General features: G+C 41.4%; 15 protein-coding genes. 13 read left to right on the forward strand and 2 right to left on the reverse strand.

Going from position 1 to position 25753, the window contains the following annotated elements:
* Positions 1–636: 636 nt before the first annotated feature.
* The 9 genes from SOM16_RS22440 to SOM16_RS22480 are packed head-to-tail and all read left to right on the forward strand — an operon-like array spanning position 637 to position 13787.
* Positions 637–3747, forward strand: coding sequence for a SusC/RagA family TonB-linked outer membrane protein (locus SOM16_RS22440; RefSeq protein WP_320466238.1), 3111 nt, complete (start codon positions 637–639; stop codon positions 3745–3747).
* Positions 3748–3761: 14 nt separating this feature from the next.
* On the forward strand, positions 3762–5114 hold the full coding sequence (locus SOM16_RS22445; protein ID WP_320466239.1) for a RagB/SusD family nutrient uptake outer membrane protein: 1353 nt from the start codon (positions 3762–3764) through the stop codon (positions 5112–5114).
* 7 nt (positions 5115–5121) lie between these two features.
* Positions 5122–6045 carry a cyanophycinase gene (locus SOM16_RS22450; RefSeq protein ID WP_320466240.1) on the forward strand — a complete coding sequence of 308 codons (924 nt, stop codon included), beginning with the start codon at positions 5122–5124 and terminating at the stop codon, positions 6043–6045.
* 31 nt (positions 6046–6076) lie between these two features.
* Positions 6077–7408: a DoxX family protein gene (locus tag SOM16_RS22455; RefSeq protein WP_320466241.1), complete on the forward strand. Its 1332-nt coding sequence runs from the start codon at positions 6077–6079 to the stop codon at positions 7406–7408.
* Positions 7409–7436: 28 nt separating this feature from the next.
* Entirely contained in the window at positions 7437–9104 is a 1668-nt protein-coding gene (locus tag SOM16_RS22460) for a hypothetical protein (RefSeq protein ID WP_320466242.1), read from the forward strand.
* 4 nt (positions 9105–9108) lie between these two features.
* A complete protein-coding gene (locus SOM16_RS22465) occupies positions 9109–9708 on the forward strand; it encodes a c-type cytochrome (RefSeq protein WP_320466243.1) in 600 nt (199 codons plus the stop codon).
* Complete coding sequence (soxC, locus tag SOM16_RS22470) at positions 9708–10946, forward strand: sulfite dehydrogenase (RefSeq protein WP_320466244.1); 1239 nt, start codon at positions 9708–9710, stop codon at positions 10944–10946. The genes SOM16_RS22465 and soxC overlap by 1 nt, the downstream gene beginning before the upstream one ends.
* 3 nt (positions 10947–10949) lie before the next feature.
* Positions 10950–12392: a phytoene desaturase family protein gene (locus SOM16_RS22475; protein WP_320466245.1), complete on the forward strand. Its 1443-nt coding sequence runs from the start codon at positions 10950–10952 to the stop codon at positions 12390–12392.
* Positions 12393–12410: 18 nt separating this feature from the next.
* On the forward strand, positions 12411–13787 hold the full coding sequence (locus SOM16_RS22480; protein WP_320466246.1) for a YeiH family protein: 1377 nt from the start codon (positions 12411–12413) through the stop codon (positions 13785–13787).
* Positions 13788–13984: 197 nt separating this feature from the next.
* Here the strand turns inward: SOM16_RS22480 and SOM16_RS22485 are convergent, their stop codons facing one another.
* Together SOM16_RS22485 and SOM16_RS22490 are read right to left on the reverse strand one after the other, a co-directional pair.
* The gene (locus SOM16_RS22485) at positions 13985–15622 is read right to left on the reverse strand and encodes a SusD/RagB family nutrient-binding outer membrane lipoprotein (RefSeq protein ID WP_320466247.1); all 1638 of its coding nucleotides are present in this window, start codon (positions 15620–15622) and stop codon (positions 13985–13987) included.
* A 17-nt stretch (positions 15623–15639) separates the two neighbouring features.
* Positions 15640–18753 (reverse strand): SusC/RagA family TonB-linked outer membrane protein, encoded by a 3114-nt coding sequence (locus SOM16_RS22490; protein WP_320466248.1) that lies wholly within the window; start codon positions 18751–18753, stop codon positions 15640–15642.
* 299 nt (positions 18754–19052) lie between these two features.
* Between SOM16_RS22490 and SOM16_RS22495 the strand changes: the two genes are divergently transcribed.
* Genes SOM16_RS22495 through SOM16_RS22510 form a run of 4 tightly spaced genes read left to right on the forward strand, consistent with a single transcriptional unit; the run spans position 19053 to position 25472 of the window.
* Positions 19053–19694, forward strand: a complete 642-nt coding sequence (locus SOM16_RS22495; protein ID WP_320466249.1) for an RNA polymerase sigma-70 factor — start codon at positions 19053–19055, stop codon at positions 19692–19694.
* A gap of 47 nt (positions 19695–19741) precedes the next feature.
* Complete coding sequence (locus tag SOM16_RS22500) at positions 19742–20734, forward strand: FecR family protein (RefSeq protein ID WP_320466250.1); 993 nt, start codon at positions 19742–19744, stop codon at positions 20732–20734.
* A 31-nt stretch (positions 20735–20765) separates the two neighbouring features.
* Positions 20766–23867 (forward strand): SusC/RagA family TonB-linked outer membrane protein, encoded by a 3102-nt coding sequence (locus SOM16_RS22505; RefSeq protein ID WP_320466251.1) that lies wholly within the window; start codon positions 20766–20768, stop codon positions 23865–23867.
* Positions 23868–23870: 3 nt separating this feature from the next.
* On the forward strand, positions 23871–25472 hold the full coding sequence (locus SOM16_RS22510) for a SusD/RagB family nutrient-binding outer membrane lipoprotein (protein WP_320466252.1): 1602 nt from the start codon (positions 23871–23873) through the stop codon (positions 25470–25472).
* Positions 25473–25753 lie beyond the last annotated feature (281 nt).

A 25753-nucleotide genomic window follows, 5' to 3' on the forward strand; every position in this document is an offset into this window, starting at 1 on the left:
TCTGTAAAATTATCGTTTTTGATTTAAAAAGTATATTCATTTAAACTGTTTTGGAGACCTTTTTTGAAAAATGTAAGTAGACAAAGCCCGGAAATAGGGAAGGAATGAATAATTTTTATCATGCAAATTTTACGGTTTAAACGAATCGATATCTGTATTCCTCCAAAGATAACGGTTACAAAGATAAAAATGGTATGTTAACAGGCAAATGGGGCACAAAATATAATATTATCTTTCCGGCTTAGCATAATCTAAAAGGATTTAGAAGGATGTAGTTATATAAAAATAGTTAATCTATCGATTTGGTAGATTAACTATTTTTTTTTACGTTTGCCATCGCGATGAATACAACTGGAACAATTCTTAATCAAGTACTTAAGGTGTCAGCTTTGCCATCGTATCTATCAGCCATTCTACATTTATTCAAAAACCTTTATTGTAGTTGAACGCACTATGAATATCCGTCAATCCTTAACCAATCCGATCTCTGAACTTATGTGTTGAAAGTCTATAAAAAAACCGGCAAGGAAGCCTCACCGGTTAATTGGAATATCAGTTCTGTAACGCCAATCACGCACTGATATCCGCTCAGCTTTATTCAAATGAAATAATCATTTACCTAAAACCAGTTTAAATATGGAAATATTTCTCCATAAGAAAAAGTATATTCTCAAAGCCAGCCTTATTTTCTCTTTTTTATTGCTGTCTGCTTCCAACAAACTCTTTGCTCAGGTAGAACCACCTCCGCTCATTAATTCGAATCTACAGGGTGTAGTGATCGATTCGGCCACCAAACAACCTTTACCGGGTGTGGTGGTTCGTATTAAGGGGGTTACGCACTTGGTATCAACAGACGGCGATGGTAAATTTATGTTCGTTACCGGCCAGAAATTACCTTATACCTTAATCTTAAGTTCAGTGGGTTACCAAACCAAAGAACTCGTAGTTTCAACCAGTCCGATCACGATTCGCTTAAAAGAAACCAACAGTCAGCTAAACGATGTTGTGGTTGTTGGTTACGGCAAACAAACCAGAAAATCGTTAACTGGCGCGGTATCTACTATTGCTGTTGATGAAGTAAGAACAAAACCCACCGCTACATTTGCGGAACAATTGCAGGGTAAAGCACCTGGTTTACAGGTTAGTACGTCAACTGGAGTGCCGGGCGATGGGATGTTTATCCGAATTAGGGGAACTACTTCTATAAACGCCAGTAATGATCCGCTGTATGTAATAGACGGCGTTTATGTAAACAGCGGATCGTTACAACGCATTACCACACAAGGTCAGGCTAATAATCCGTTATCAGACATTAATCCTGATGATATCGAAAGCGTAACCGTATTAAAGGATGCTGATGCAACAGCGATTTATGGTGCCAGGGCAGCTAACGGTGTCATTTTAATTACTACGAAACGCGGAAAATACAATACCGGGCCAAAGGTAAGCCTGAGTGCCTATGTGGGTACTGCAAAAGCACCTAAGTTGTGGGAGCTGGTTACTGGTCCGCAGCATGCAGAACTGGTAAATGAATTTTATAGAAATTCGAATGCAGATGCCATTGCCATTGCTGCAGCTAATGGCACTAATCCGGCGACCACCTATCGTTTTCAACCTTTCAGGGCATTAACAGATAACCCGGCCGCATCTCCGGCTCCACGCGGTTTGCCTCAGGAACAAAGTACGTACGATAGATTGAGTAAAACTTTCAGGACCGGATTTTTGCAAAATTACGATGTATCTGTTTCGGGAGGTAATGATAAAACGACTTATTATATTGGTGGTGGGCTGAATAAACAGGAGGCAACTTTAAAAACAAATGATTTTAGAAGAGGCAGCTTTAAAATTAACCTTGATCAGAAAATTGGCGACCTTATTACGATAGGAACAAGTAATATTTTGACCCAAACTTACCGTACAAATGCGAGGGTGGGCGATGGACCACAGGGTGGCATTCTTCAATCTGCCTTACATACCCCAACCTATTTACCAGAAGTGAACGCCGATGGAACACCTGGAAAGTGGGCGGGATTTGATAATCTGGATGTGTTGCTGGCCAATACAAACATGAATAGTACGAGTAATCGGTTAATCAGCAATGTGTATGGTGAAGTAAAAATTCTTAAAGACCTGACTTTTAAAACAAGCTGGAGTGTTGATTATAACCAGTACGATGAATACCAATACTGGAATAGCTTAACCAATTTAGGAATTGCCAATAGAAACCTGGGTTCAAACAGCGTTAGTGATAACACCATCTGGACGAATGAACAAACCTTAAATTATACCCATACTTTTGGTAATCATAGTTTTGGCGCACTAGTCGGAAACTCTCTGCAAGGTTCTGTGAGCAAACAGGTTTTGGCCCAGGGAACCAATTTTCCAAATGACTCTTTTCAGCAAATCGCTTCTGCGGCAACCACAACGTCATCGGCTTCTGAGACGAAATATACCTTATCCTCATTTTTTACGCGGTTAAATTACAATTATGCAGGTAAATATTATGCCGTTTTCAGTGTTCGTGGTGATGGCTCATCCCGTTTCGGTACCAATCACCAATGGGGATATTTTCCATCGGCCGGGGTATCCTGGCGCATTAACAAAGAAAACTTCTTAAAAGATGTCGCTGTAATCTCTGACTTAAAACTAAGAGGCAGTATCGGAATCACCGGTAACCAGAACGGAATCAACGATTTTGCATCACGCGGGTTATGGGGAGCGGGTGCGAACTACCAAAACAATCCCGGTACCGTTGCCTCGCAACTGGCCAACCCTGATTTGAAGTGGGAAAGTACCCGTCAAACCAATATTGGTCTGGATTTGAGTTTGTTTAAAGATCGTTTAATCATTAGCGGAGATGTGTATGAAAAATATACAAGCAATTTACTGCTTAACCTCCCGCTGGCATCAAGCAAAGGTTTTTCATCGATATTAACCAATGCCGGTGAAATGAGCAACAAAGGTTTCGAATTTAATGTAAGCAGTGTAAATATCGATCATGCTTTCAAATGGAATACGAATTTCAACATTTCTAGAAATATCAACAAAATTGAGAAACTACCAACGCCAGTTGTGGCTGCGTATGCTGCGCAGCGGATGGTTGAAGGTTTATCGATGTATACTTTCTTTGTGTACAATCAATTATATGTAGATCCACAAACTGGAAATGCAGTGTATGAAGATGCAGATAAAAATGGAGTCATTAACGCAAATGACATTGTTCCGGTAGGAAATGCGTTGCCGAAATTTAGTGGAGGGTTAACTAATAATTTCAGCTACAAGAGTTTTGATCTGTCGGTATTTTTCAACTTTGTTTACGGCAACAAAGTGTACAATAATAACCATTATTTTCTGGAAGGTGGCGGAACCCGCGACGCCAACAGGGCGATGGATGTATATCAATTGGATCGCTGGCAACAACCTGGGGATATTACCGCTATGCCAAGGCTTACGGCTTATGGCCAGAATTACACCATCAGCCCGACCAGCAGGAACATTGAAGATGGTTCATTTATTCGCCTAAGTAATGTAACATTAGGCTACAACATTCCGAAAAGCATCACTAAGAAAGCTAAAATGTCTGCCGTTCGAATTTACGCAAGTGGGTCAAATCTGGCTTTGTGGACCAAATACAAAGGGCCGGACCCGGAAATCAATGTGTCATCATCTGCAACGGTGTTAGGTTATGACCTGGGAACCCCTCCGGTACCAAGAACTTTCCAAATCGGCGCAAACATTACATTTTAATCATGGCAACAATTATGAAAAAAGTAATTTACATTATGTCCCTCGTGGTACTGTTTTCTTCCTGCAAAAAGTTTCTGGAGGTAGAACCACAACTTCAGGTAGATCAGAATCAGGCAATTATTAATGCTGGTTCTGCGACAACCGCTGCTAACGGTCTTTTTAATTTGCTATCCAGCAACGGTTATTATGGATCAAATTTTCCCGCACTTTCTTACCTTTCTGCTGGCGATATCCAATGGTCTGGTTCGCAATCTGATCCGAATGAAATTACCAAACATTTAACATCGGCAACCAATGGCTACGTGCAATCTGCCTGGACGGCGATTTATAGAACTATTTCGCAAGCCAACTATATTATAGATAAAGTTCCTGGCGTAACCGATCCTCAGTTTTCAACCGCCTTAAGAAATCAATACTTAGGTGAAGCTTACTTCGTACGTGCACTTTCTTATTTTGATCTGGCGAGAGGTTGGGGCGGAGTACAGTTGATTTTGAAACCAACCAATACTTCTTCCGATAATTCTGACATTCCACGAAGCAGTTTAGCCGATACTTATGCACAAGTGCTCAAAGATTTAAACGCCGCAGAAACTTTGGTACCTGCTGCTGTAAATAGAAACCGGGTGTCTCTTCGTACCGTGCAGGCACTTAAAGCGAGGTTTTATTTATACCAAAAAAATTGGGCATTGGCAGAGCAGTTTGCTACATCCGTAATCGGTGATAATGCAACCTATTCGTTAGTTGCGCCTTATAGTGCTTTTTTTGCAAATAATGCATCAAATACCAATGAATCTATCCTGGAATTGGCCTATACCACATCAAATACCAATAACCACAGCAACTGGTGGCTTCCACCTGCTTTAGGCGGCAGAAGGGAATGGTCGCCAAACGATGCTTTGGTAGCACAATTAAACAACCCAGCTGTAGGTGGAAACCGGAATGCGTTAATTGCCAGAACAGCGCCTCCGGGCAACTTGTGGTATGGCCGGTTATATTACCGCAACCCGCTTGGAACGGACCCTGCCTACCTCATCAGGATTGCTGAACTTTACCTGATCCGCGCAGAAGCAAGGGCTTATCAGGGTAATTTAACTGCTGCAACTGCAGATCTAAATGCTGTTAGAATCAGGGCTGGTCTTAACCCAACCACAGCCTCCACACTGGCAGGACTTTTATTGGCACTGGAGAATGAGCGTCAGCTTGAATTCGCATTTGAAGGCGACCGCTGGTTCGATCTTGTTCGCACAGATCGGGCACAAACGGTTTTAGCACTGCCAGATAAGCACCTTTACCTATTTCCAATTCCTTATAATGAAACATTGGTTGATCCACAACTTGCGGGTGCAAACCGTAATCCAGGTTATTAACATGAGTATGAAAAAAATAACATTAACTGTTTTTGCTCTTGCAGCATTTGGTATTTCAGTCCTGGCGCAACAGTCGCCGATTACAATAAAAAAGTCAGTTACCAGGCATGGGCCGGAGCAAGGCAGCCTGATTATTATTGGCGGCAATGTGGGTGCGCAACGAGATATCTGGGATAAATTCACCGAGCTTGCCGGTGGGAAAGAGAAGGCAGTACTGGTGGTGGTGACTACAGCCACAGGCGATTCTGCGGCCTTCGATCAAAAAGGGGTGGAAGAAGTGAAGCGGCAAACCGGAATTAAAAATGTGACGCTTTTGCATACGAGCGACATCAAAGAAGCAAATAGCGAAAAGTTCATTGCGCCGCTAAAAAAAGCAACTGCCGTTTATTTTGAAGGTGGCAGGCAATGGCGAATAGCAGATTCTTACCTCAATACGCTCACGCACCAGGCTTTTATCGAGGTACTTAACCGAGGTGGTGTAATTGCGGGCAGTTCTGCAGGTGCAACTATTTTAGGTTCCTTTTTGTGGCGTGGAGATACCAGAGGTGCGCACATTTTGGTGGGTGATCATACCCAGGGTCTTGCTTTTCTTAAAAATTCTGCCATTGATCAGCATTTACTAGTGCGCAACCGGCAGTTCGATCTGGTAGACTTTATCCGTAAATCTCCTGAACTGATTGGCATCGGCCTGGATGAGGCTACTGCAGTGTTGGTGCAGCAAGATACGCTTCAGGTATTGGGGAAATCTTTCGTGGCCATTTACGATTATGCACATATCATAAATGATAGCAATAAACATGTGGCAGATGGCCGGGAAGATTTTACGACTTCAAGCGGTCCTTTTTTCTTTTTAAGAAATGGGCAGCGGTATGATTTAGCTGCCAGAAAGGTAATTGCTGAGGCAAAGAAAACCAATACTGCAAAAAATTAGCATTGAAAAACGTCAAATCAGAATTAAGGTAATGACTCAAACGCACAGTATTTCTGCAAGCCAATGGACAGACAATGAAAAGCTGATCTTTCGCTTCTTTTTCATTTTTTTTCTACTTCAGGCCCTTCCACTAAGTGTCGATCTCTTTAAGCTTTTATTCGGCTTCAACTGGCTGTATATATCTTATGGAAATATTTTTGACCTCACCCGTTTAGCTGCGAAGTTTATCCCAGGTACAGACAGTTTAGTTAACTGGCTTATTGTAGCCGTAATCGCGTTAATCGGGGCTGCCTTTTGGTCGCGTTCGAAACATAAAAATGCCAACTACAATGAACTCTATTATTGGCTCAGGGTATTGGTAAGGTACCGTTTGGCTATCGGAATTATTGGTTACGGCTTCATTAAATTTTTCCCCATGCAGGCGCCCTTTCCTTCCATAAGTAATCTAAATACCAGTTATGGAGATTTTACCAACTGGAAGCTTTTTTCGATGAGCTTAGGCATTGTTCCTGGTTATGAATCATTCTTAGGCGCAGTTGAAATTCTGGCTGGTTTGCTGTTGTTCTTTCGTAAAACGGCAACAGTTGGGGCGGTTATTATTCTGGTTTTTACCGGCAACGTGTTTATCTCAAACCTAGCTTATGAAGGTGGCGAATACGTTTATGCCCTGTACCTCATCAGTCTTGCTTTATTTATTTTGTGGTTTGATGCGCTTAGAATTTACAACCTCATTGCGCTGGAGCGCCCGACACAGCCAAATGGTTTTAAACCGTATTTTAACAACAATTTAAGGTCTATTCGTACCGCAGCAAAAGGATTTATTATTTTCTTTTTTGTCTTCTTCTATGGATTTAAAACCTATTCCGGTTCGCGCCATAATCCTTATCAGTTTCCCAAAACGAAAGGTTTGCCGGCAGCTGCTGGAATATATAATGTGAGTGAATTTAGAATTAATAATAAAACGCTGCCCTATAATCCTGCTGATCCCATTAGATGGAAAGATGTGGTATTTGAGAAATGGGCAACGATCAGTATCAGATCCAACCGCCCGGTGTTGATCGACTCATTAAATTACGAACGAATTTTTACGAATGATCAAGACCGCAATTACGAATTGGCCGGAACCGGCGGAAGACATTACTATGCTTACCAACTCGATACCACAAATCATGCACTGGTATTGGCAAATAAAAACTTCCACTATAAAGGTGAGCGTTTTAAATTCAACTATAGCCGACCTGATACTGCTACGGTTATATTGAAAGGTACCAATGAAAAAGGCGACTCCTTATATGTGGTTTTGAACCGGATTGAGAAAAAATATTCATTAAAAATGAGCCGCCGAAAAGCGCTAAAACTTTAATTTAAGCTAAACAGTAAACTAATAAACCATGTCTGACCTTAGCAAAAACGAAAATCAAGATACAGTAACCAGTGTTACACCGGCCAAATTAAAACCATGGTCTGCGCTTAAAAAATTTGGATTTCGTGTGTTATTCATTTTTTTACTGGCCATGTGCATCCCTTTTTCGCCTAATTGGTATAAAAATGTTTTCACATTGGATTGGTCTCGCCCGCACTACCGCGACCTTTATGATATTGCCCGTTTTCAGCCGGGCTTTCTTTCCCTTCTTGGCGGTCAACGGAACCGTGATGTTACTGATTCGCCAGCTGGAAATGCAGAGGATAAAAAAGCTAAAAGAAAATTGAAAAAAGGCAACGAGAATGCTACAGGCATGCCTCCAAAGAAAAGTTTTTTAGCTGATTATGCCGATTGGGGAATTGCTTTATTGATCGGACTGGCAGGGGGTGCCATCTGGTCGATATTAGACCGCAGGCGAAAATCATATTACGAACTTTACTATTGGATTCGTGTGGTGGTACGCTATCGGGCTGGTATTGGCATTATCGGTTTCGGTTTTACCAAACTGTTTCCTACGCAAATGCCTTATCCATCTCTTGGCTTGCTGAATAGTAACTTTGGAGACTTCACCGCGCAGAAAATTTATTGGCTCTCGGTGGGTGTGGTGCCCTGGTATCAGGTTTTTGGTGGTGTTGTAGAGATTTTGGCTGGGGCACTTCTGTTCTTCAGAAAAACGACAACTTTTGGCGCAATTTTGCTGATTGCTGCATTGGGCGATATCACTTTTGTAAACTATGCCTATGATGGCGGTGTACATGTTTACGCGTTTTATTTCGTAGTGCTGGGGCTTTTCCTGGTGGCAGATGATATTCCAAAACTTTACAATTTACTCATCCTGGAACGGTATACTGTGCCTTTCCGGGTTTATCCGGACCTCAGCAAACCCGCATGGAAGTATACGCGCATGAGTTTAAAAGCATTGACTTTCGTGATCTTTTTTGGCGTAATGACCTACACAGAGGTTATCAATTTCAAATTTGATCCATACAAACAACCAGCTACTGCGGGTGTAAAAAAATTACGTGGAAATTATCAGGTAACGGAATTTAAAATCAACGGACAAGTGATTCCTTATAATCCACTCGATTCTACCAGATGGCAGGAGGCAACGTTCGAAAACTGGACAACACTCACTTTTCGTGTAAACCGGCCAGTGTTGATTGACCCTTCAAACGGAGGAGGAAGTCCGATGCGCGACATTCAACGCACCTTTGAAATTAGCGGTGTAGCCGGTGGACAGCGCGCTTTTCATTATTATGCCGATACCATTGATCAGGTACTTTACCTTCAGGATAAAAATGTGATGGCGCTTCGTGGTGGCGAGAAAGGTGTGGTTAAGGCAGGCGAGGCAGAAAAACCTGATGAATGGATTAGTAAAACAGCCTGGGTACATATTGGAAATGAGAAAGAAATGATAGATTCAATGGCGTGGTCAACCAGGCGTGACCGGGAATTTGCGGAAAAACCCAAGGTGACCAAAAGAAACAGAATGGTACTACACTATGATACTAAAGATGGTTCTCAAGTGGTACTAACAGGATTAAATGAAGCTAAAGATTCGGTTTACGTGGTGTTAAATCGTTACGAACGAAAATATGTGTTACCAAAAAGCACATTGAATGCAGGAAAATATTAAACAGATGAATAAAAGATTATTATTCCTTTTCAGTTTGCTGTTGGCGATGATCCTGCTTTCCGTAAATGATTCCTTCGTGGCTGCTCAAAAACCGCAGCCATTAACAGACAGCTTGAGAAAGCCTTTGAGGTTTGGTTTCGGTAGATCAGCAACGGGTGCAGAAATTACTGCCTGGGATGTTGATGTTAGGCCAGATGGAAAAGGATTACCGGCAGGACAGGGCGATGTAAATAAAGGGAAGTTGATTTATGCTGCGAAATGTGCAGTTTGTCATGGTTCGGATGGTAAGCAAACCGGGGCTGTTAAATTAGTAGGTGGCGCTTTGGTAAGCGATACTTTAGCTACAGCCCAACCAAAAACTATTGGCAATTACTGGCCGTATGCCACCACCTTGTTTGATTACATCAGACGGGCAATGCCCTACAATCTCCCAGGTTCACTCACCAATAATGAAGTTTACAGCCTGAGTGCTTATCTTTTAAATGCCAATAAAATTGTAGGTGCTGATGTGGTGCTGGATGCAAATAACCTTTCAAAAGTGATAATGCCGGCAAAAAAACTTTTTATTATGGATGATCGCAAAGGAGGAGCGGAAATTAAATAATGAAAAAGGAAATAAAGCTTAATGTTGAAAATAAAGCTGGCGGCATAAGCAGGCGAAGCCTGTTAGGTGGTGTCCTGGCTGCTGCGGTTCTGCCCTTGGGTGAATTGTTTGCGCTGGAGAAAGATGTAAATATCACTGATGATCCAACGAAAATACCTGGTCCGGGTCCAAGTGCTTTGGGTAAGCGATCTGCCTTCGAAAATCCTGTCCGGAAACCTTCAGATATTTCTTCGCGCACACCGCTGCAAGATTTACATAGCACCATTACGCCGGCTGATCTTCATTTTGAGCGTCATCACGCCGGTATCCCTAATATTGATCCAGCAAAACATCAACTGTTAATTCATGGATTAGTGGAGCGGCCGATGATGTTTACCCTCGCAGATTTAAAGCGTTTTCCATCGGTTACCCGCACCTGCTTTATTGAGTGTGCCGGCAATTTCAGAACGGGAAAGGAAGAAATGACACCTCAGGATATTCTGGGTTTAACAAGCCAGAGTGAATGGACAGGTGTATTGTTATCAACAATTTTTAATGAAGTTGGAATTGATGCAGCAGCAAAATGGTTCTTAGCAGAAGGTTCTGATGCGGCAGTGATGACCAGAACCATTCCCATAGCTAAAGCCTGGGATGATGCGATGATCGTATATGCCCAAAACGGAGAAGCCATCAGACCGGAACAAGGTTATCCTATCAGGCTATTATTGCCCGGATTTGAAGGGAATATGAACATTAAATGGCTCAGGAGGATTGAATTATCTGAGGAGCCTTATATGACGCGTGAAGAAACTTCCAAGTATACTTATCCCGTGAAGGATAAAATTAGCATGTTTAGCTTTGAGATGGACGCCCGTTCTATCATCACTTACCCATCTTATCCACAGCAAATTAACAAAGGTTATGTTGAAATTCGTGGATTGGCCTGGAGCGGGAGAGGAAAGGTGAGCAAGGTGGAAGTGAGTACAGATGGAGGAAAAAGCTGGGAAATTGCAAAACTACAGGAGCCTGTATTGAGCAAAGCCCACACTTATTTCAGATATTTATGGAACTGGAATGGCGTTTCAACAGAAATTTTAAGCAGGGTAACAGATGAAACGGGATATTTGCAGCCTACGCTAAAACAATTGGTGGAGGCGAGGGGTCAGCATATAGGTGGCTACCACATGAATCCGATTACCGCCTGGAAGATTAGGGAAGATGGCTTCGTGTTTTTTAAGCCTGAAAATTATACAAAATAAAAAATGAGTTTGGAAAAACGTGATTACGATGCGATTGTAGTAGGTTCTGGTCCCAACGGATTGGCTGCAGCTATTTTAATGCAGCAACAGGGGTTATCAGTCTTAATCATCGAAGGGAAAGATAAAATTGGTGGAGGTCTGGCATCAGAAGAACTTACATTGCCGGGCTTTTTACATGATGTTTGCTCTGCCATTCATCCAATGGCTGTCGCTTCGCCCTTCCTTAAAACACTTCCTTTAGCTGCACATGGCTTGGAATTTATTTACCCAACACTTGCCGCGGCTCATCCTTTTGATGATGGCACCGCAGCAATTTTAGACCAATCCATTACACGTACTGCAAGTCTCTTAGGTCGCGATGAACAGGCTTATGAAAAGCTGATGAAATCTGTGACTTCAGACTGGGCGCTCATAGACAAAGATACATTAGGGCCACTGCGGTTACCTTCACATCCAATTGCTATGGCGAATTTTGGTTTGAAAGCCATTACCAGTGCTACCTATTTTGTTGATCATTTTAAAGGGCAGGCTGCACGGGGTTTGTTTGGCGGTATGGCAGCTCATGCCATTCAGCCGTTAAGCAATTTAAGTACTACGGCGATAGGGCTGGTACTCATGGCGACAGGCCATTTGAAAGGCTGGCCGATTCCAAAAGGCGGTTCTATCTCCATTGCCCATGCACTGAGTGGTTACTTCACGAGTATTGGCGGCAAGATAGAAACCGGCCATTTCGTAAATAATCTATCAGAATTGCCTTCTGCCCACGCGGTTCTTTTTGATGTAACGCCCAAACAATTGCTAAAAATTGCAGGTCACAAGTTCTCTAATATTTATAAGTGGCAGATGGAACGCTATAGATATGGAATGGGCGTATTCAAAATCGACTGGGCATTAGATGAGCCTATTCCATTTAAGGCCGAAGCCTGTAGAAAAGCAGGAACGATTCACCTCGGCAACACTTTCGAAGAAATAGCAGAAGGCGAGTTGATGACCAGTAAAGGTAGGCAGGCCGAGAAACCTTTTGTACTGCTTTCTCAACAGAGTCTTTTTGACGCTTCGCGGGTGCCAAAAGGCAAGCATACCGGCTGGGCATATTGCCATGTTCCCAATGGCTCGAGGCAAGACATGACTACCATTATCGAAAATCAGGTAGAACGTTTTGCGCCTGGTTTCAGAGATGTTATCCTTGCCAGAAACACCATGAATACTGAACAGATGGAAGCACATAATCCCAACTACATTGGTGGCGATATCAATGGCGGGATTTTAGACATCAGGCAATTATTTACCCGTCCGGTGTTAAAATGGTCACCATATAAAACCTCAGCAAAAGGTCTTTATATCTGTTCATCATCTACGCCGCCTGGTGGTGGTGTACACGGTATGTGTGGATATAACGCTGCAAAGGCGGCATTAAAAGATATTTTTAAAATCGAAATCAAATAAACTCACAAAAAGAAAATTATGTCAGTAGAGCATACAGCAACAAAAAATAGCGCTGCATTAACCGATGCAGGTATTACGCCAGATAAGAAGACATTTCTACAATCTTTAACAGAAGACTGGTGGGCCGTAATTTTAGGTTCCATTATTATTGCAAGCGTTTTATTTTTAACCAACAACGGTACAACCATTGCTTTGCCAGTCTACAAATGGAGTGGAAGTGAGGAATTGTTGAGTAAAATTTTAGCTCCGGGGAACCTGCTCCTTATCCTGGAAACTGGTGTAATTTTTCTTGCACTGGCAAGCATTGCGATTGCTCTATCGGGTGGCAATGTTGCCCGGTTTGCGGCTGGCTTCAGTTTCATTTATCTCCTCGCCAATATTGCTTTCATTATCGGAGGCAACAAAACGGTATCTTATTATGGATTAGAATATGTGGTTTTTGCGTTGCTGATCGGGATTTTGTTAGGCAACCTGATTAAACTTCCAGCATGGTTAAAGGAAGCCGTTCGCTCAGAATTTTATATTAAAACTGGTTTGGTGATTTTAGGGACTACCATTTTATCTGCTGATTTAATTAAAGCAGGTTTGCCAGGAATCATCCAGGCGGTAATTGTAGTAAGTGCCGTTTGGTTTTTTTCTTTATGGCTGAGCAGGAAGTTAAAAGTAGACGATGAATTTGGAATCATCCTCGCATCTGCAGTGTCTATTTGTGGGGTATCTGCAGCCATTGTAGCGGCTGGCGCAATTAACGGCGATAAGAAAAAACTATCTTATGTAACTACTTTGGTGTTGATTATGGCCATCCCGATGATGGTGATCTTGCCATGGGCAGTGCGGTATTTTCAGATACCTGAAGTGATAGGTGGTGCCTGGCTGGGTGGAACGTTAGATACTACGGCAACTGTAACCGCTGCTGGGGATTTAGTCGGGCCGATTGCCGTAAAAGCCGGCGTAATTGCTAAATTTTCACAGAATGTATTTATTGGCGTAGCAGCATTTTTTATCGCCATCTGGTGGGCTTACAGAAAGCCTGCAAATTTAAATGGCGAAATTCCTGCTGTGAAAACTAAAAGTCCCGGACTTAAAATTGTATGGGAGCGTTTCCCGAAATTTGTGTTGGGATTTGTTGGCGCATCTTTGGTGTTTTCTTTTTTACTATCGCCTGCAACAGCAAAAGGCGTAGGGCCAACGCTGAACGGATTGCGCACGATATGGTTTGCCATTGCCTTTATTTCTATCGGTATGGAAGCGAAGTTTTCTTCGTTGGTTAAATTACAAGGAGGAAAACCAGCATTGACATTTGTGGTTGCACAAATCTTTAATATCTTCTGGACCTTGTTATGGTCGTATATTTTGTTTGGTGGTTACCTTTTCCCGATTCCGGATTTTAAGTAGGATTTTTCGTTGTTCATTTCGTTTTTTGTCTTTATTCTTTGCTCTTTATTCTTTGCTCTTCACTCCTTGTTCCTTGCTCTTTACTCCTTACTCTTTGTTCCTTACTCCTTGCTCTTTCCTCTTCCTTCTCCCTAACAAAAAAAGGTAGGACGACCTCAGTCATCCTACCTTTAAATTATCATTTGTTAAAATTTGGATTAGAAATTTCCTTTATCAACGTCCCACCATAACCTGGTGCCGCCGTTATCCGGTCCGCCCAATAAGCCAACCGCTTTAACCACTTCTGCACTGTTACCATTTCCGAATTCGGTAGATGGGTAAGGCAATCTTCTGATTTGCGTTTGGGTATTAATGGTTCCGTTACTGAAATTATTGGCTACAGTAAACAACCTTGGGTAACCTGTACGTCTGTATTCAGACCAGGCTTCCTGTCCATCAGGGAAGATAGCTAACCATTTTTGAGTGATGATTCTTTCCAAATTCTGTTCATTCGAAGCTGCTGCATCCCATTTAACGGTAATCGTACTTACTGCTGCCGCATTATTTGCCGGGTTTTTTGGATCCACATAAGCAGTTGGTGTGCTCGTTGCATCAGCTAAATAATTGCCAGCACTCACATTCCATTGTTGAAGCGAAGTAGCGATTCCGGTTTCGTAATTAGTTTGTGCATCTCCGGCACCTGTCCATCCACGAAGTGCAGCTTCCGATTTTAAGAACCAAACTTCAGCAGCCGTCATTAAAATTTGAGGTGCTTTTTGTCCGGCAGGCGACCGTAAATTATCGCTTGAATTGATGCTGGAATAGTTTCTGTAGCCAGGTTTACCCAAACCATTAAATGAAGTATTTGCTCCTGATCTGATGCCAACATACTGATTGGCAAGTAGCGGATCTGTTGCACGTGTAGCGTAAACTGGTAAGCGTGGATCATTATAACCCACTAAATAAGACTGTAAAGCAGCGCCTAAAGCATTATCGCCATCATAAGATACGGTAACCACCCATAAATCGTTATCTCTGGTTCCGGATTGGGCTACTGCAGCATTATCTGTAACCGTAGTTAATAAGCCACCCGGTGCACTCAATGCTTTTTCTCCCTGAAGTTTTGCTGTAGCTGCATCAGCTTTCACCATGCGCGTGGCCAAACGTAAGCGAAGCGAATTCGCCAGTTTTAACCATTTAACAGGATCGCCCTGATAAACTAAATCACCTTTATCATAAAAAGCGGGAATTCCCGGTTTCGCCGTGATGTACGCCTGTAAGTTAGTTGCTGCGGTATCAATCTGCCTGAAAAATGCATCGTAAACTGTTTTTTGATTTTCATAAGGCGTAGATACCAGTGAAGAACCTGCTGTGGTATAAGGAATCGGACCAAATTTATCAGTCACCCTACTCATCGCCATTACCTGAACAAGAAGGGCAATTCCCCAGGCTTCAGGTGATTTTGTTTTAACCTCACTCTGGCCAATTTTAGAAATTGGCGCCATTACGAAATTGTATTGATCGTTAAAACCAGTGCTGTTCCATCCGTTGTTAAGCGAATAGTTCATGTTGTTGATACCACCGTTAAATGGCGTTGGCGCCATCATGTATCCACTAAAAGCATCAGCACTTAAATTCTGTGCGATTTGATAATTGTGAAAAATTTCCTGCTCAATCGGGCCAATTGCAGATTTCAAAAGCGCTGTTGTCTGCTCCGGTGAAAGTGCAGTTGGATTAGTGTTAAACTCTTCAAAGTCTTTGGTGCATCCAAAATTCAGGGCCATTAAAGATGCCAGCAAAACAGCAGACAATCCTTTAATCCCTTTATTCGCGGATTTATGATATATAGTTTTCATGTTGTTTTTCAATAGAATTAAAATGTTAAATTTAGATTGAAACCTAAAGTACGGGTTGCAGGTTGATTGAATACATCAATTCCTGATAAACCATTACCTGTCGACATCGTGATCTCTGGATCAAACGGTGCTTTTTTGTAGAAGTAAACTAAGTTTCTGCCAGTAACTGAAAATTTCATGCTTTTGAAAGTTTTCCCAGTTAACGGGAAGGTATAACCTAGTGCGGCTTCTCTTAAACGTACCACAGTTGCACTGTAAATGTATTCTCCAGATACGCCTGATCTTCCTCCAACAATAGAATAATAACTTTGTGGATTGATGCTTGCAGAAACTGCATTTCCTCTCGTATCTACACCATCAATTTTAACACCACCCTGGTTTCTCGCATTACCAGTCGCTTCAGATGCGCCAGCTTCGTCCATCAATGCTTCGGTTAATGACAAAACCTGACCACCGAATTTACCATCAACCAAGAAACTTAAACTGAAATCCTTATAGCTGAAACTGTTGTTCCAGCCCAATTGGAATTTAGGATTGGCATTGCCGATATAATTAAAGTCTGCGCTTTTTAATGGTGTGTAAGGAGAAGTGCTGGTTCCGTCTCCAGCCAAAATAACGCGGTTTTGTGCATCACGCTGTAGTGTATAGCCATAGATATCGCCGTAAGAACCACCAACTTTTAACCTGGAGATGTAAGAATTGTTTCCACCACCAGTTAAGTCTACGCTGAAAATTCTATCTTCTGATGCGATATCGATAATTTTATTGCGGTTAGCAGAACCATTAATTGATGTGTTCCAGTTTAGCCCGTCGCCTTTAACCACATCAGCTCCTAAAATGAACTGGATACCTTTGTTCTCTACATTTCCGGCATTTAAATAACCGGTAGATACCAACGAAGAAGGCGGTGCAATTACCGGAATATATTGGTTTCTGGTGTTGGTTTTGTAATAAGTAAAGCTAAAATTGATTCGGTTAGCCAGGAAACGTAAATCTGTTCCGATCTCGAAAGATTTGGTGCGTTCTGGCTGTAATTCTCTAAAAGCTGCATTGGTATTGAACAATAATGCCCCATCTGCTTTCAATGTGTTTTGAATAAAAGTAAGGTATGGCGGCACGGTATTACCTACTTCGGCATAGGTACCTCTTACTTTCGCATAACTGATTACCTCTGGCAATTTAAACATTTGCGAAACAATGAAAGACAAACCAAAAGAAGGATAGAAATAAGAATTATTCGGCGTGTATGATAAGTTCGAAGACCAATCATTTCTACCCGTAACGGTGAAGAAAGCCCAGTCTTTGTAAGATAAGTTGGCGTTACCAAAAACCGCCTGTAACTGATTGTGATTTGGTATAATCGCCGTGGTATTGGTTAACGTATTGCCGGTAAAAGTACCTGGTTGTGCCACAATGGTGTTTGAAGGGGTAAAGAAATCAACCGCCGAAAGGTTTCCTGCAAGAGACAAACCAGAGGTTTTCTGATCATTAATACTTCCACCAATTAATCCATTCAATTTGAAATCTGATCCGGTTAATGGCACTGTAAAGTTTGCAATCGCATCTACATATTTTTGTACGAAAGTCTGGTTGCTCTGTGCAAAATAACCAGTTCCGGTAGAGTTGAAGTTTCCGTTGATTCCTGAATACCTGTGGTTTTCATAATCATCGGTGGTTCTGTCCATATTACCCCTCACCTGAACATTTAACCAGCTGGCCACATCATATTTCACACTTCCGCTTAATAAGAAACGGTTACGGATAGACGTATTCGGGTTCAAATTGGTTAGCCACCAAGGGTTTTGATTAATATCTGCAGAGCCACCTAACCAGTTCTGGCGGGCAGTTCCCGTGTTACCAGAAAGTAAATACTGCTCCTTGTATGGATTAATATCTACACCCCTTGGGAAGAGGTATAAGCCTACCAATGGATTTAAATATAAACCTAAAGAAGGACTGTTGTTAATTTTTTGGTTGATGTAGTTCACACTTGCATCAACAGTTAATTTGTTATTTAAAAACTTAGCGGTTTCACGTAAGTTGATGTTGTTTCTGTTTAACTTATTTCCTGGCTGAATTCCACTTGCATAAGTGTTCGAATAAGAAAAATAAGTTTGCGCAATTTCAGATCCGCCAGAAAGATTAATGGCGTTTGAGGTGTTAATTCCAGTCTGGAAAAAATCACTCAAGTTATCTGTCGAGTTGTTGATTGCACTGCCCCAGCTATCTCTGGAGGTAGCAGATGCTGGTCCGTAGCTATTTTGAAACTTCGGTTTGTAAGCGATGTTATCGATGTTTACACCGGATGAGAAACCAATTTCAGTTTTGCCCGATTTACCTTGTTTCGTGGTAATTAAAATTACACCATTCTGTGCCTGGCTACCATATAATGCTGCCGCAGATGCACCTTCTAAAACCGTGATGCTGGCAATATCATCAGGATTTAAGTTAGAAATCCCGTCGCCGCCATCCTGACCGCCACCAAATACACTGTTTTGCTGGCCGTTTGCGTTACCGTTATTGCTAATCGGAACCCCATCAATTACGTATAAAGGTTGATTATTTCCACTTACCGAACGGCTACCACGTAAAATTACTTTTGCAGAACCACCCACGCCAGATGCACTCGGGCTGATGGTTAAGCCTGCCACTTTTCCATTTAGCGAGTTCATTAAATTAGGGCTTTTTACCTTCGATAATTCATCGCCTGATACTTGCTGCGTATTGTAGGTTAACGATTTTTCTGATCTTTTAACTCCCAATGCAGTTACTACAACTGTTTCCAGGTTTTTAGAATCAGCACCCATTGAAACATCAATAGTGCTTTCCGTACCCACTGTTACCTCTTTGTTTTGATAACCTATAAATGAGAATACTAAAACGTCACCAGCTTTAGCAGAAAGGCTATACTGCCCGGAAGTGTTAGTTTGCGTTCCGGTTTTTGTACCTTTTATCACAACAGTTACACCGGGTAGCGTAACACCCTTTTCATCTTTTACCGTTCCTTTAATCACATCCTGGTAAACCGAATGAAAGGAAACCGCGTGGTTAAAATGATTGATTGGTGCAGCTGCGTACAAACCTGTTGATGCATAAAGCAGTAAACAAGTGAGCTGTAAAGATTTTTTCATATTCATTAAGAATAATTTTGAATAATAATTATTTGGTTAATTGTTAGTCGCCATGCAGAATCCATCTGGATGGTCTATTAGTTAAGAGCATTTATTAGGGATAAATTGCCTACAGAAAAACTGATGATTTTGATATTTATTTTTTCTAGCCTGATTATCATTCAATTAAAATGCAGTTATTAGCATTTTATATCGTTTTAGTAACCGTTTAAGAAATCACATTTTTCTGTTTAAGTGACTGTCGGCTAGATTTTTTTTGATTACTTTACGTTTGATTAATTAAACTAATTAATTTTAATTTGAAAGCAGCAAAGCCGGATCTGGTTGTTTTATGGAGTAAGATTTGCCTGGAAAGTGATATGACCGCTTTTGAGCAGCTTTATAGATATTTATATAGCCGGCTGATTAAATTTTCCATTTACTATGTTGGCGATAAACAAACTGCAGAAGACCTGGTAACAGAAGTATTTGTTAAATGCTGGGAAAACAGAAGTTCGGGAACATTAATTCTAAATCCTGAAAGCTATCTTTTTATTGCTGTTAAGAATCAATCGCTTAAACAGCTTAAGAAAAAATCTTCAGTTACGTTGATAGACTTGGCAGATGTGGATGAAGATGTTTCGGCAACCGCACAAACGCCCCAGTATATTCTCGAAACAAAGGAACTCCACAAGGAACTCAATCTTGCTATAGAGACTTTGGCACCCCAGGCCCGGGAGGTGTTCAGGCTAATTAAGGAAGGTGGACTTAAATATAAGGAAGTAGCCGAATTGCTTAATATTTCACCACGAACGGTGCAAACGCAATTATTCAGAGCAATTGCCAAACTTCGGTTAATTTTAAAACCATTGGTGGAAATGGAGTCTGGCGAAAACCGAAGCGGAACCATAATTTCATTCTTAATACTGCTAGGAACTTTATCTTTTTTATATTACTTGTAGGCAATTTTCAAAAAAACAGGAACCTTAATTAGAAGACCACAACTAAAATGACAGATCAGAGATTTACAGAATTGCTTGCAAAACAACTGGCCGGAGATATTTCTGCGGATGAATCTATAGAACTGAAATCACTGTTAGAGAACAATAGCGCATCAAATAGAGAATATCAATTGTTGCAGAATTACCTGCAATCTGAAACAGAGGACGAAGAAAATATTGATTTGGTTTTTGAACGCATCAAAACGAGGATTCAGCCTCCTGCCAGAACTCCATTGAAAGTTGTAAAACGCAAGAACTTTTTGTGGCTAAAGGTTGCAGCTTTGGTTGCCATCCTAGTGGGAGCCGTTTTATTATACAATAGAGAAGTACTCTTCTTCAGTAATTCCGGCCATTTAGTACTGGTGAAAGTACAAACTAAAGCTGCAGATACCCGAACGGTTACTCTTGGAGATGGGTCAGTTGTTAAGATTAATTCTTCTAGTCGGTTCCGGTATCCTAAAAAGTTTAGTGGCGATAACAGAAATGTTTACCTATCTGGGGAGGCCTTTTTTGATGTAAAAAAAGATCCGCAACACCCCTTCATCGTGCATACCGAAAAAATGGACGTACAAGTATTAGGTACTGCTTTTAACGTTAAAATATATCCGAATGATGATTTCGCCGAAACTACGTTGATCAGGGGAAAGGTAGTGGTTACGCTTAAAGATGATAAAAAAGCACAGTTTACTTTGCAGCCAAATGATAAGTTTACCCTTGCGGAAGGTAAAGGGCAGGTAAATCAAACGGAAAGTGGTGGTGTAGAAGAAACCGCCTGGACAAGCGATGAACTCGTTTTTAAAAACAAAAACTTTGATCAGGTTTCCAGGCTTTTTGAAAGGCATTACGATGTTAAAATATTCTTTAAAGATCCTGATTTGAAAAAGGTTGAGTTTACAGCCCACTTTACCAAAGAGAATATTAGTGAAGCATTGGATGTTTTAAAATTCATCGAAAATTTTAATTATTCAATAAAGGGTAAAAATGTCTATATCTTCCGCTAGTACAAAGCATTAGCCACGTATATTTGTAGCCATGAGTTTGCTGCAAAAAGTCGTATTATTTATCGGAATGCTCTTTCCTTTTTATGCAACTGCGCAAACCAAAGTTACACTCAACTTTAACAATGCAGATTTTGAGCAAGTCATTGCCTCCATATCGCAACAAACCATTTATCACTTCGCTTATAGTGAAGATCAAATTCCGAAACACCGGGTTTCCATTAGCGTACAAAAAGAGGAAGCGCTCAAAGTAGTTGATCAGCTGCTGCGCAACAGCGGATATGTCTATTCGCTATTGCCAAACAATTTAATAGTAATCAGGAAGCGTGATTCCGGCAAATCATCGGCAGACAGCGGTCGCGTATTAAAAGAAGTAGTGATTACTGCTTTGGGCATTGAAAAAGACAATGAGAAAGTCGGTTATGCATTAACTACGATAAAAGGATCGTCCATTTCAAAAGCCAGGGAGAGCAATCTAATTTTAGCTTTACAAGGCCGGGTTGCAGGATTAAATATTACAGGGGTAAGTGGTGGACCAGGGTCTGCCGCACGGGTATTAATTCGCGGTGTTTCAAGCATGACGGCTGCCTCACCTTTATTTGTCATCAATGGTGTACCCATTGATAATAGCATTAGAGGAAGTGCAAACGAATATGGTGGTGCCGATTACGGTGATGGGATCAGCAACATCAATCCTGATGATATTGAAACCATCACCATTTTAAAAGGTTCGGCTGCTTCGGCTTTGTATGGCGCCCGGGCCGTAAATGGTGTGATCCTCATCAATCTTAAAAGTGGAGGAGAAAATGCCGATCCTAAGTTAGAGTACAATGCAAATGTAGCTTTCGATGTTCCGGTTAATTCTACTGATTATCAATATTTATATGGTCAGGGTGCACAAAATAAACGCCCTGCTGATTTATACAATGCCATTAACACGGGTTTGCTCAGTTGGGGTGAAATCATGGATGGCCAGTTAACCATGCAGGTTGATGGTTCGATGCGGCCATATAATCCAGTAAAAAACAACATCCAAACTTTCTACAGAACCGCGCCGGCAGTTACCAATACCCTTTCGCTTACAGGTGGAAACATGAGCAATAACTACCGGGTTTCAGTTTCTAATTTAGATTACAATTCCATTTTAACCAATGGTTCACTTAACCGAAAAACCTTTAATTTCTACGGAAACCTGGCGCTCACCAAGAAGCTTTCATTAAGCCTAACCGGAAACTACATCGATGAGCGCAATAAAAATAAAAGTTATTTAAGCGATGGACCTTTAAATGCCAATTATGGAATTTCGGCTTTAGCTACCAGTCTGGATCAATCGATTCTTGCTCCTGGTTTTGATTCAGAAACTGGTTTTGAGCGGCAGTGGAATGCTGATGAATACAAGACCAATCCTTATTTTTTGATGAATAAGCAGGCCGATTATGCCAGTCGAAACCGATACATCACCTCTGCAGTGATGAAGTATCAATTGGCCAATTGGATCTCGCTTCAGGGTAGGGTGGGTTATGATTTTAGTAAAGATAAAGTGGTAAGCATTTTACCTACCGGAACGGCGTTTTCCATCAACAGGCAGGGCGGAATTAATGCTTACGATCAAAGTAAAACATCAGAATTTAACAGTGATGTTTTACTCAGCGCAAATAGAGATTTAAGTGATCAGTTGAGTTTGCAATTTTCATTGGGTGCCAATTACCGGGAAAGAAAAGGCCATAGCGAACGGTTGAGGGGTTCTCAATTTATCATGCCTTATTTGTATGTGCCGGAAAATCTGATTACCAGTAGCAGAACTTTCAATGTTTCCAGGATAGTAACAGAGTCGGCATATTATACTGCAGATTTAAGTTACCTACACTTTCTAAATTTCTCTGTAACCGGCCGATATGATATATACTCTACCTTACCCGCCAATAACCGCGGGATTTTCGTGCCTGGCGTATCCGGCAGTTTTATTTTTTCAGACTTGCTCAAATTGAAGGGCCTTGATTTTGGTAAACTAAGATTGGATTTTGCCAAAACCAGCGGCGAACCCATTGTTCCTTATACCACGCAGATTTATTACAATGTAGATAACAATGTTAATGGAACGCCAGTGGGAAGTTTTTCCGGCGATCTACCCAATTACAATTTAAAGCCTTTTACTTTGAACGAGATTGAGGCTGGCCTTGATCTCAAATTTTTTAACAGTCGCTTCAATGTAGATTTCACTTACTTTAATCGCGTTACCCATAATGAAATTATTAATGCGAAGCAATCGGTTACTACTGGTTTTACCTCCGCTTATGTTAACCTTGGCGAAACCCGAAACCGGGGAATTGAACTGGCACTTGGTTATACGCCTCTTCTCACTGCCAATAGCAAATGGCAGATTAACCTGAATCTAACAAAGGTTAAAAATACGCTGCTATCAATCGATGATAATAGTAATTACACCCTCACAGGTACGTATAGACCACTAAATGCCAATACAGCACTGGTGGTGGGCAAGCCAATTACTCAAATTATGGCTTATGATTACCTGCGGGATGCTAATGGAAATGTAATTATTGGATCTGATGGCATTCCGAAACGGGGAAATTTTATCCCGATGGGCGGTACTATGCCTACCTTGTATGGAGGAATCAACAATACGATCAGTTACAAACAGTTTAACTTTTCATTTTTGATCGACTACCGTTTTGGCAACAAAATTCTATCGGCTACCGAATATTATAGTTATGTACAAGGCCTAAATAAGGCAACCCTTATCGGGCGGGAGACGGGTATTGTTGCAGATGGTGTAACAGAAAGTGGCCAAAGAAATACGGTAAATGTTCCGGCTTACACTTACTATCCTGAACTGGCTACGAATGTTTCGGCGCTATCGGTACTCAACGGCAGTTTCGTAAAACTTCGTCAGGCGACCTTAGGTTATACCTTCACGAATCAATTTCTTAAGAAAACTCCCTTTAGTAGCATTAATATCGATTTGGTGGCAAGAAACATCTTCACATTGCTTAAATACATTGATAATGTGGATCCTGAATCACAATTTTCGCCAACCCTCGGCTACGCCGGAATAGAAGGTGCATCATTACCTGCAACCCGAACTTTCGGAATTAATTTCAACTTTAAATTTAGATAGACCATGAATTGGAAAAGGATAGGTGCAATAGGAATTTCATTTCTCGTTTTAATAATTGGTTGTTCGAAATCAAAACTGGATGAGATCAATACCGATCCAACTAAACTTACAGAAGAAAACTATGATCCCAATAGTTTGCTTTCACAGGCGCAGTTAAAATATGCTAATCTTGGCTATTATCAACTTTTATATCAAAGTACGATGATGCAACTGCTCGCCTCTACTTACAACTATTATAACAATGGCGATAAGTACATCAACGTAGGCAGTTTCACCGATTACCAGGGTAGGATTTTTGATGAAGGTTATAAGGATGCCTCCTACATCCGGGAGATGCAGCGACTGGCGAAATTGAAAGACCCGTCTGCAAATCAAAACCTCGTCGCCATTGGCGACATCATGTTTGTGCTGATTTTACAAAGAATTACTGATACCTACGGAGATGTGCCCTACACGCAGGCAGCAAAAGCGATCGAAGGGATTAAGTATCCGGTTTATGATCGGCAAGAAGCAATTTATAACCAGATGCTAAACGATCTGGAAACTGCAATAGCACAATTGGATAGCAGCAAACCCGGACCAACTGCTGATCTTTTTTACAAAGGTGACATCAATAAATGGAGAAAGCTTGGTTATTCTTTAATGTTGAGAATCGCCATGAGGTTAACCAAAGCGGATCCGGCAAAAGCAAAAATCTGGGTAGAGAAAGCAGCGGGTAAAACCTTCAGCAATATTGATGATAATGCTATTGTAATTACCGATGCTTCCTCCTTCGATAGCCAAAATGGGAGTTCACTAGCACTGAGAACCTATTCAGATTATCTGGAAGTGCGATGGAGCAAAACGCTAATTGATCAGCTTCGGAACACAAACGACCCGAGACTGGGCGTGATAGGAGAGGTTCCAAATGATGGACTAGCCAAAAGCGCAGATCAAAACCTAACCGGTAATACAGATGTAAATGTTCAACTTGGACTTCCAAATGGATACGACCTGCAAGGAGGAGCTACAGATATCAGCAGGGCTCCAGGCTATCCCGGGGGTACGGGGAGTGGGAGTGATTTCGCCCCGCTTGGAAAATACTCCAGACCACGCACCAATGTATACCTCAAACTCGGTGGACCAATTTTTATTCTCAGTTATGCAGAGACAGAGTTTCTATGGGCAGAAGCCAAAATAAGGGGATGGAATGTAGAAGGGAGCGCCAAAACTCATTATGCCAATGGGCTCACCGGCGCTATACAATCACTTGCACAATTAGATCCTTTAGCTGCAGTTGATGCAAATAGAATTAATAGCTTTATCAATCAAAATCCGCTTGATGATAGCAATGCAGAAAGGGCAATAACTGCAATCAACACTCAGTATTGGATTAATGCAGGAACCACCTTTAATTTTATTGAAGCCTGGTTAAATTGGAAAAGAAGTGATTATCCAAAGCTGGTTCCGGTTAATTATAGAGGAAACATAACCAATGGTACCATCCCGAGGCGAATGATTTACCTCTCGACGGAGATTCTGAATAATCCACAAAATTATAGAGAAGCAGTAAGCAGGATTCAGGGGGGCGATGTGCTGACTGCCCGGGTTTGGTGGGATCGTTAAAAGATTAGAAAAAAGAAAAACAGCCAGTTCAAAAGCCACCTCGCCCTACAGGTACTCCTCTAGTGGAGGGGAATTGCAAACGCCCCCAGCGATCGCCACCCTGCTCGCTTGAACAATTTTCCCTCAGATTAAAAAGATTTACGCAGAATCATGATAGTAAAAATCTGCGGTAATCATTTAGATCTGCGGGACTAACTTTTGCATTATGTTGGAAGAATGTTCACACCCCAGCGATCGACCTTCTGCTCGCTTAAATAATTTTCCCGCAGATTAAAAAGATT

This window comes from Pedobacter sp. CFBP9032, from assembly GCF_034045265.1.
In the GTDB taxonomy this organism is placed as follows: Bacteria; Bacteroidota; Bacteroidia; order Sphingobacteriales; family Sphingobacteriaceae; genus Pedobacter.

Bases quoted from the DNA above. Each gene is read 5' to 3' on its own strand.
- SOM16_RS22440 (WP_320466238.1), top strand. From the start codon at position 637: ATGGAAATATTTCTCCATAAGAAAAAGTATATTCTCAAAGCCAGCCTT.
- SOM16_RS22445 (WP_320466239.1), top strand. From the start codon at position 3,762: ATGAAAAAAGTAATTTACATTATGTCCCTCGTGGTACTGTTTTCTTCC.
- SOM16_RS22450 (WP_320466240.1), top strand. From the start codon at position 5,122: ATGAAAAAAATAACATTAACTGTTTTTGCTCTTGCAGCATTTGGTATT.
- SOM16_RS22455 (WP_320466241.1), top strand. From the start codon at position 6,077: ATGACTCAAACGCACAGTATTTCTGCAAGCCAATGGACAGACAATGAA.
- SOM16_RS22460 (WP_320466242.1), top strand. From the start codon at position 7,437: ATGTCTGACCTTAGCAAAAACGAAAATCAAGATACAGTAACCAGTGTT.
- SOM16_RS22465 (WP_320466243.1), top strand. From the start codon at position 9,109: ATGAATAAAAGATTATTATTCCTTTTCAGTTTGCTGTTGGCGATGATC.
- soxC (WP_320466244.1), top strand. From the start codon at position 9,708: ATGAAAAAGGAAATAAAGCTTAATGTTGAAAATAAAGCTGGCGGCATA.
- SOM16_RS22475 (WP_320466245.1), top strand. From the start codon at position 10,950: ATGAGTTTGGAAAAACGTGATTACGATGCGATTGTAGTAGGTTCTGGT.
- SOM16_RS22480 (WP_320466246.1), top strand. From the start codon at position 12,411: ATGTCAGTAGAGCATACAGCAACAAAAAATAGCGCTGCATTAACCGAT.
- SOM16_RS22485 (WP_320466247.1), bottom strand. From the start codon at position 15,622: ATGAAAACTATATATCATAAATCCGCGAATAAAGGGATTAAAGGATTG.
- SOM16_RS22490 (WP_320466248.1), bottom strand. From the start codon at position 18,753: ATGAAAAAATCTTTACAGCTCACTTGTTTACTGCTTTATGCATCAACA.
- SOM16_RS22500 (WP_320466250.1), top strand. From the start codon at position 19,742: ATGACAGATCAGAGATTTACAGAATTGCTTGCAAAACAACTGGCCGGA.
- SOM16_RS22505 (WP_320466251.1), top strand. From the start codon at position 20,766: ATGAGTTTGCTGCAAAAAGTCGTATTATTTATCGGAATGCTCTTTCCT.
- SOM16_RS22510 (WP_320466252.1), top strand. From the start codon at position 23,871: ATGAATTGGAAAAGGATAGGTGCAATAGGAATTTCATTTCTCGTTTTA.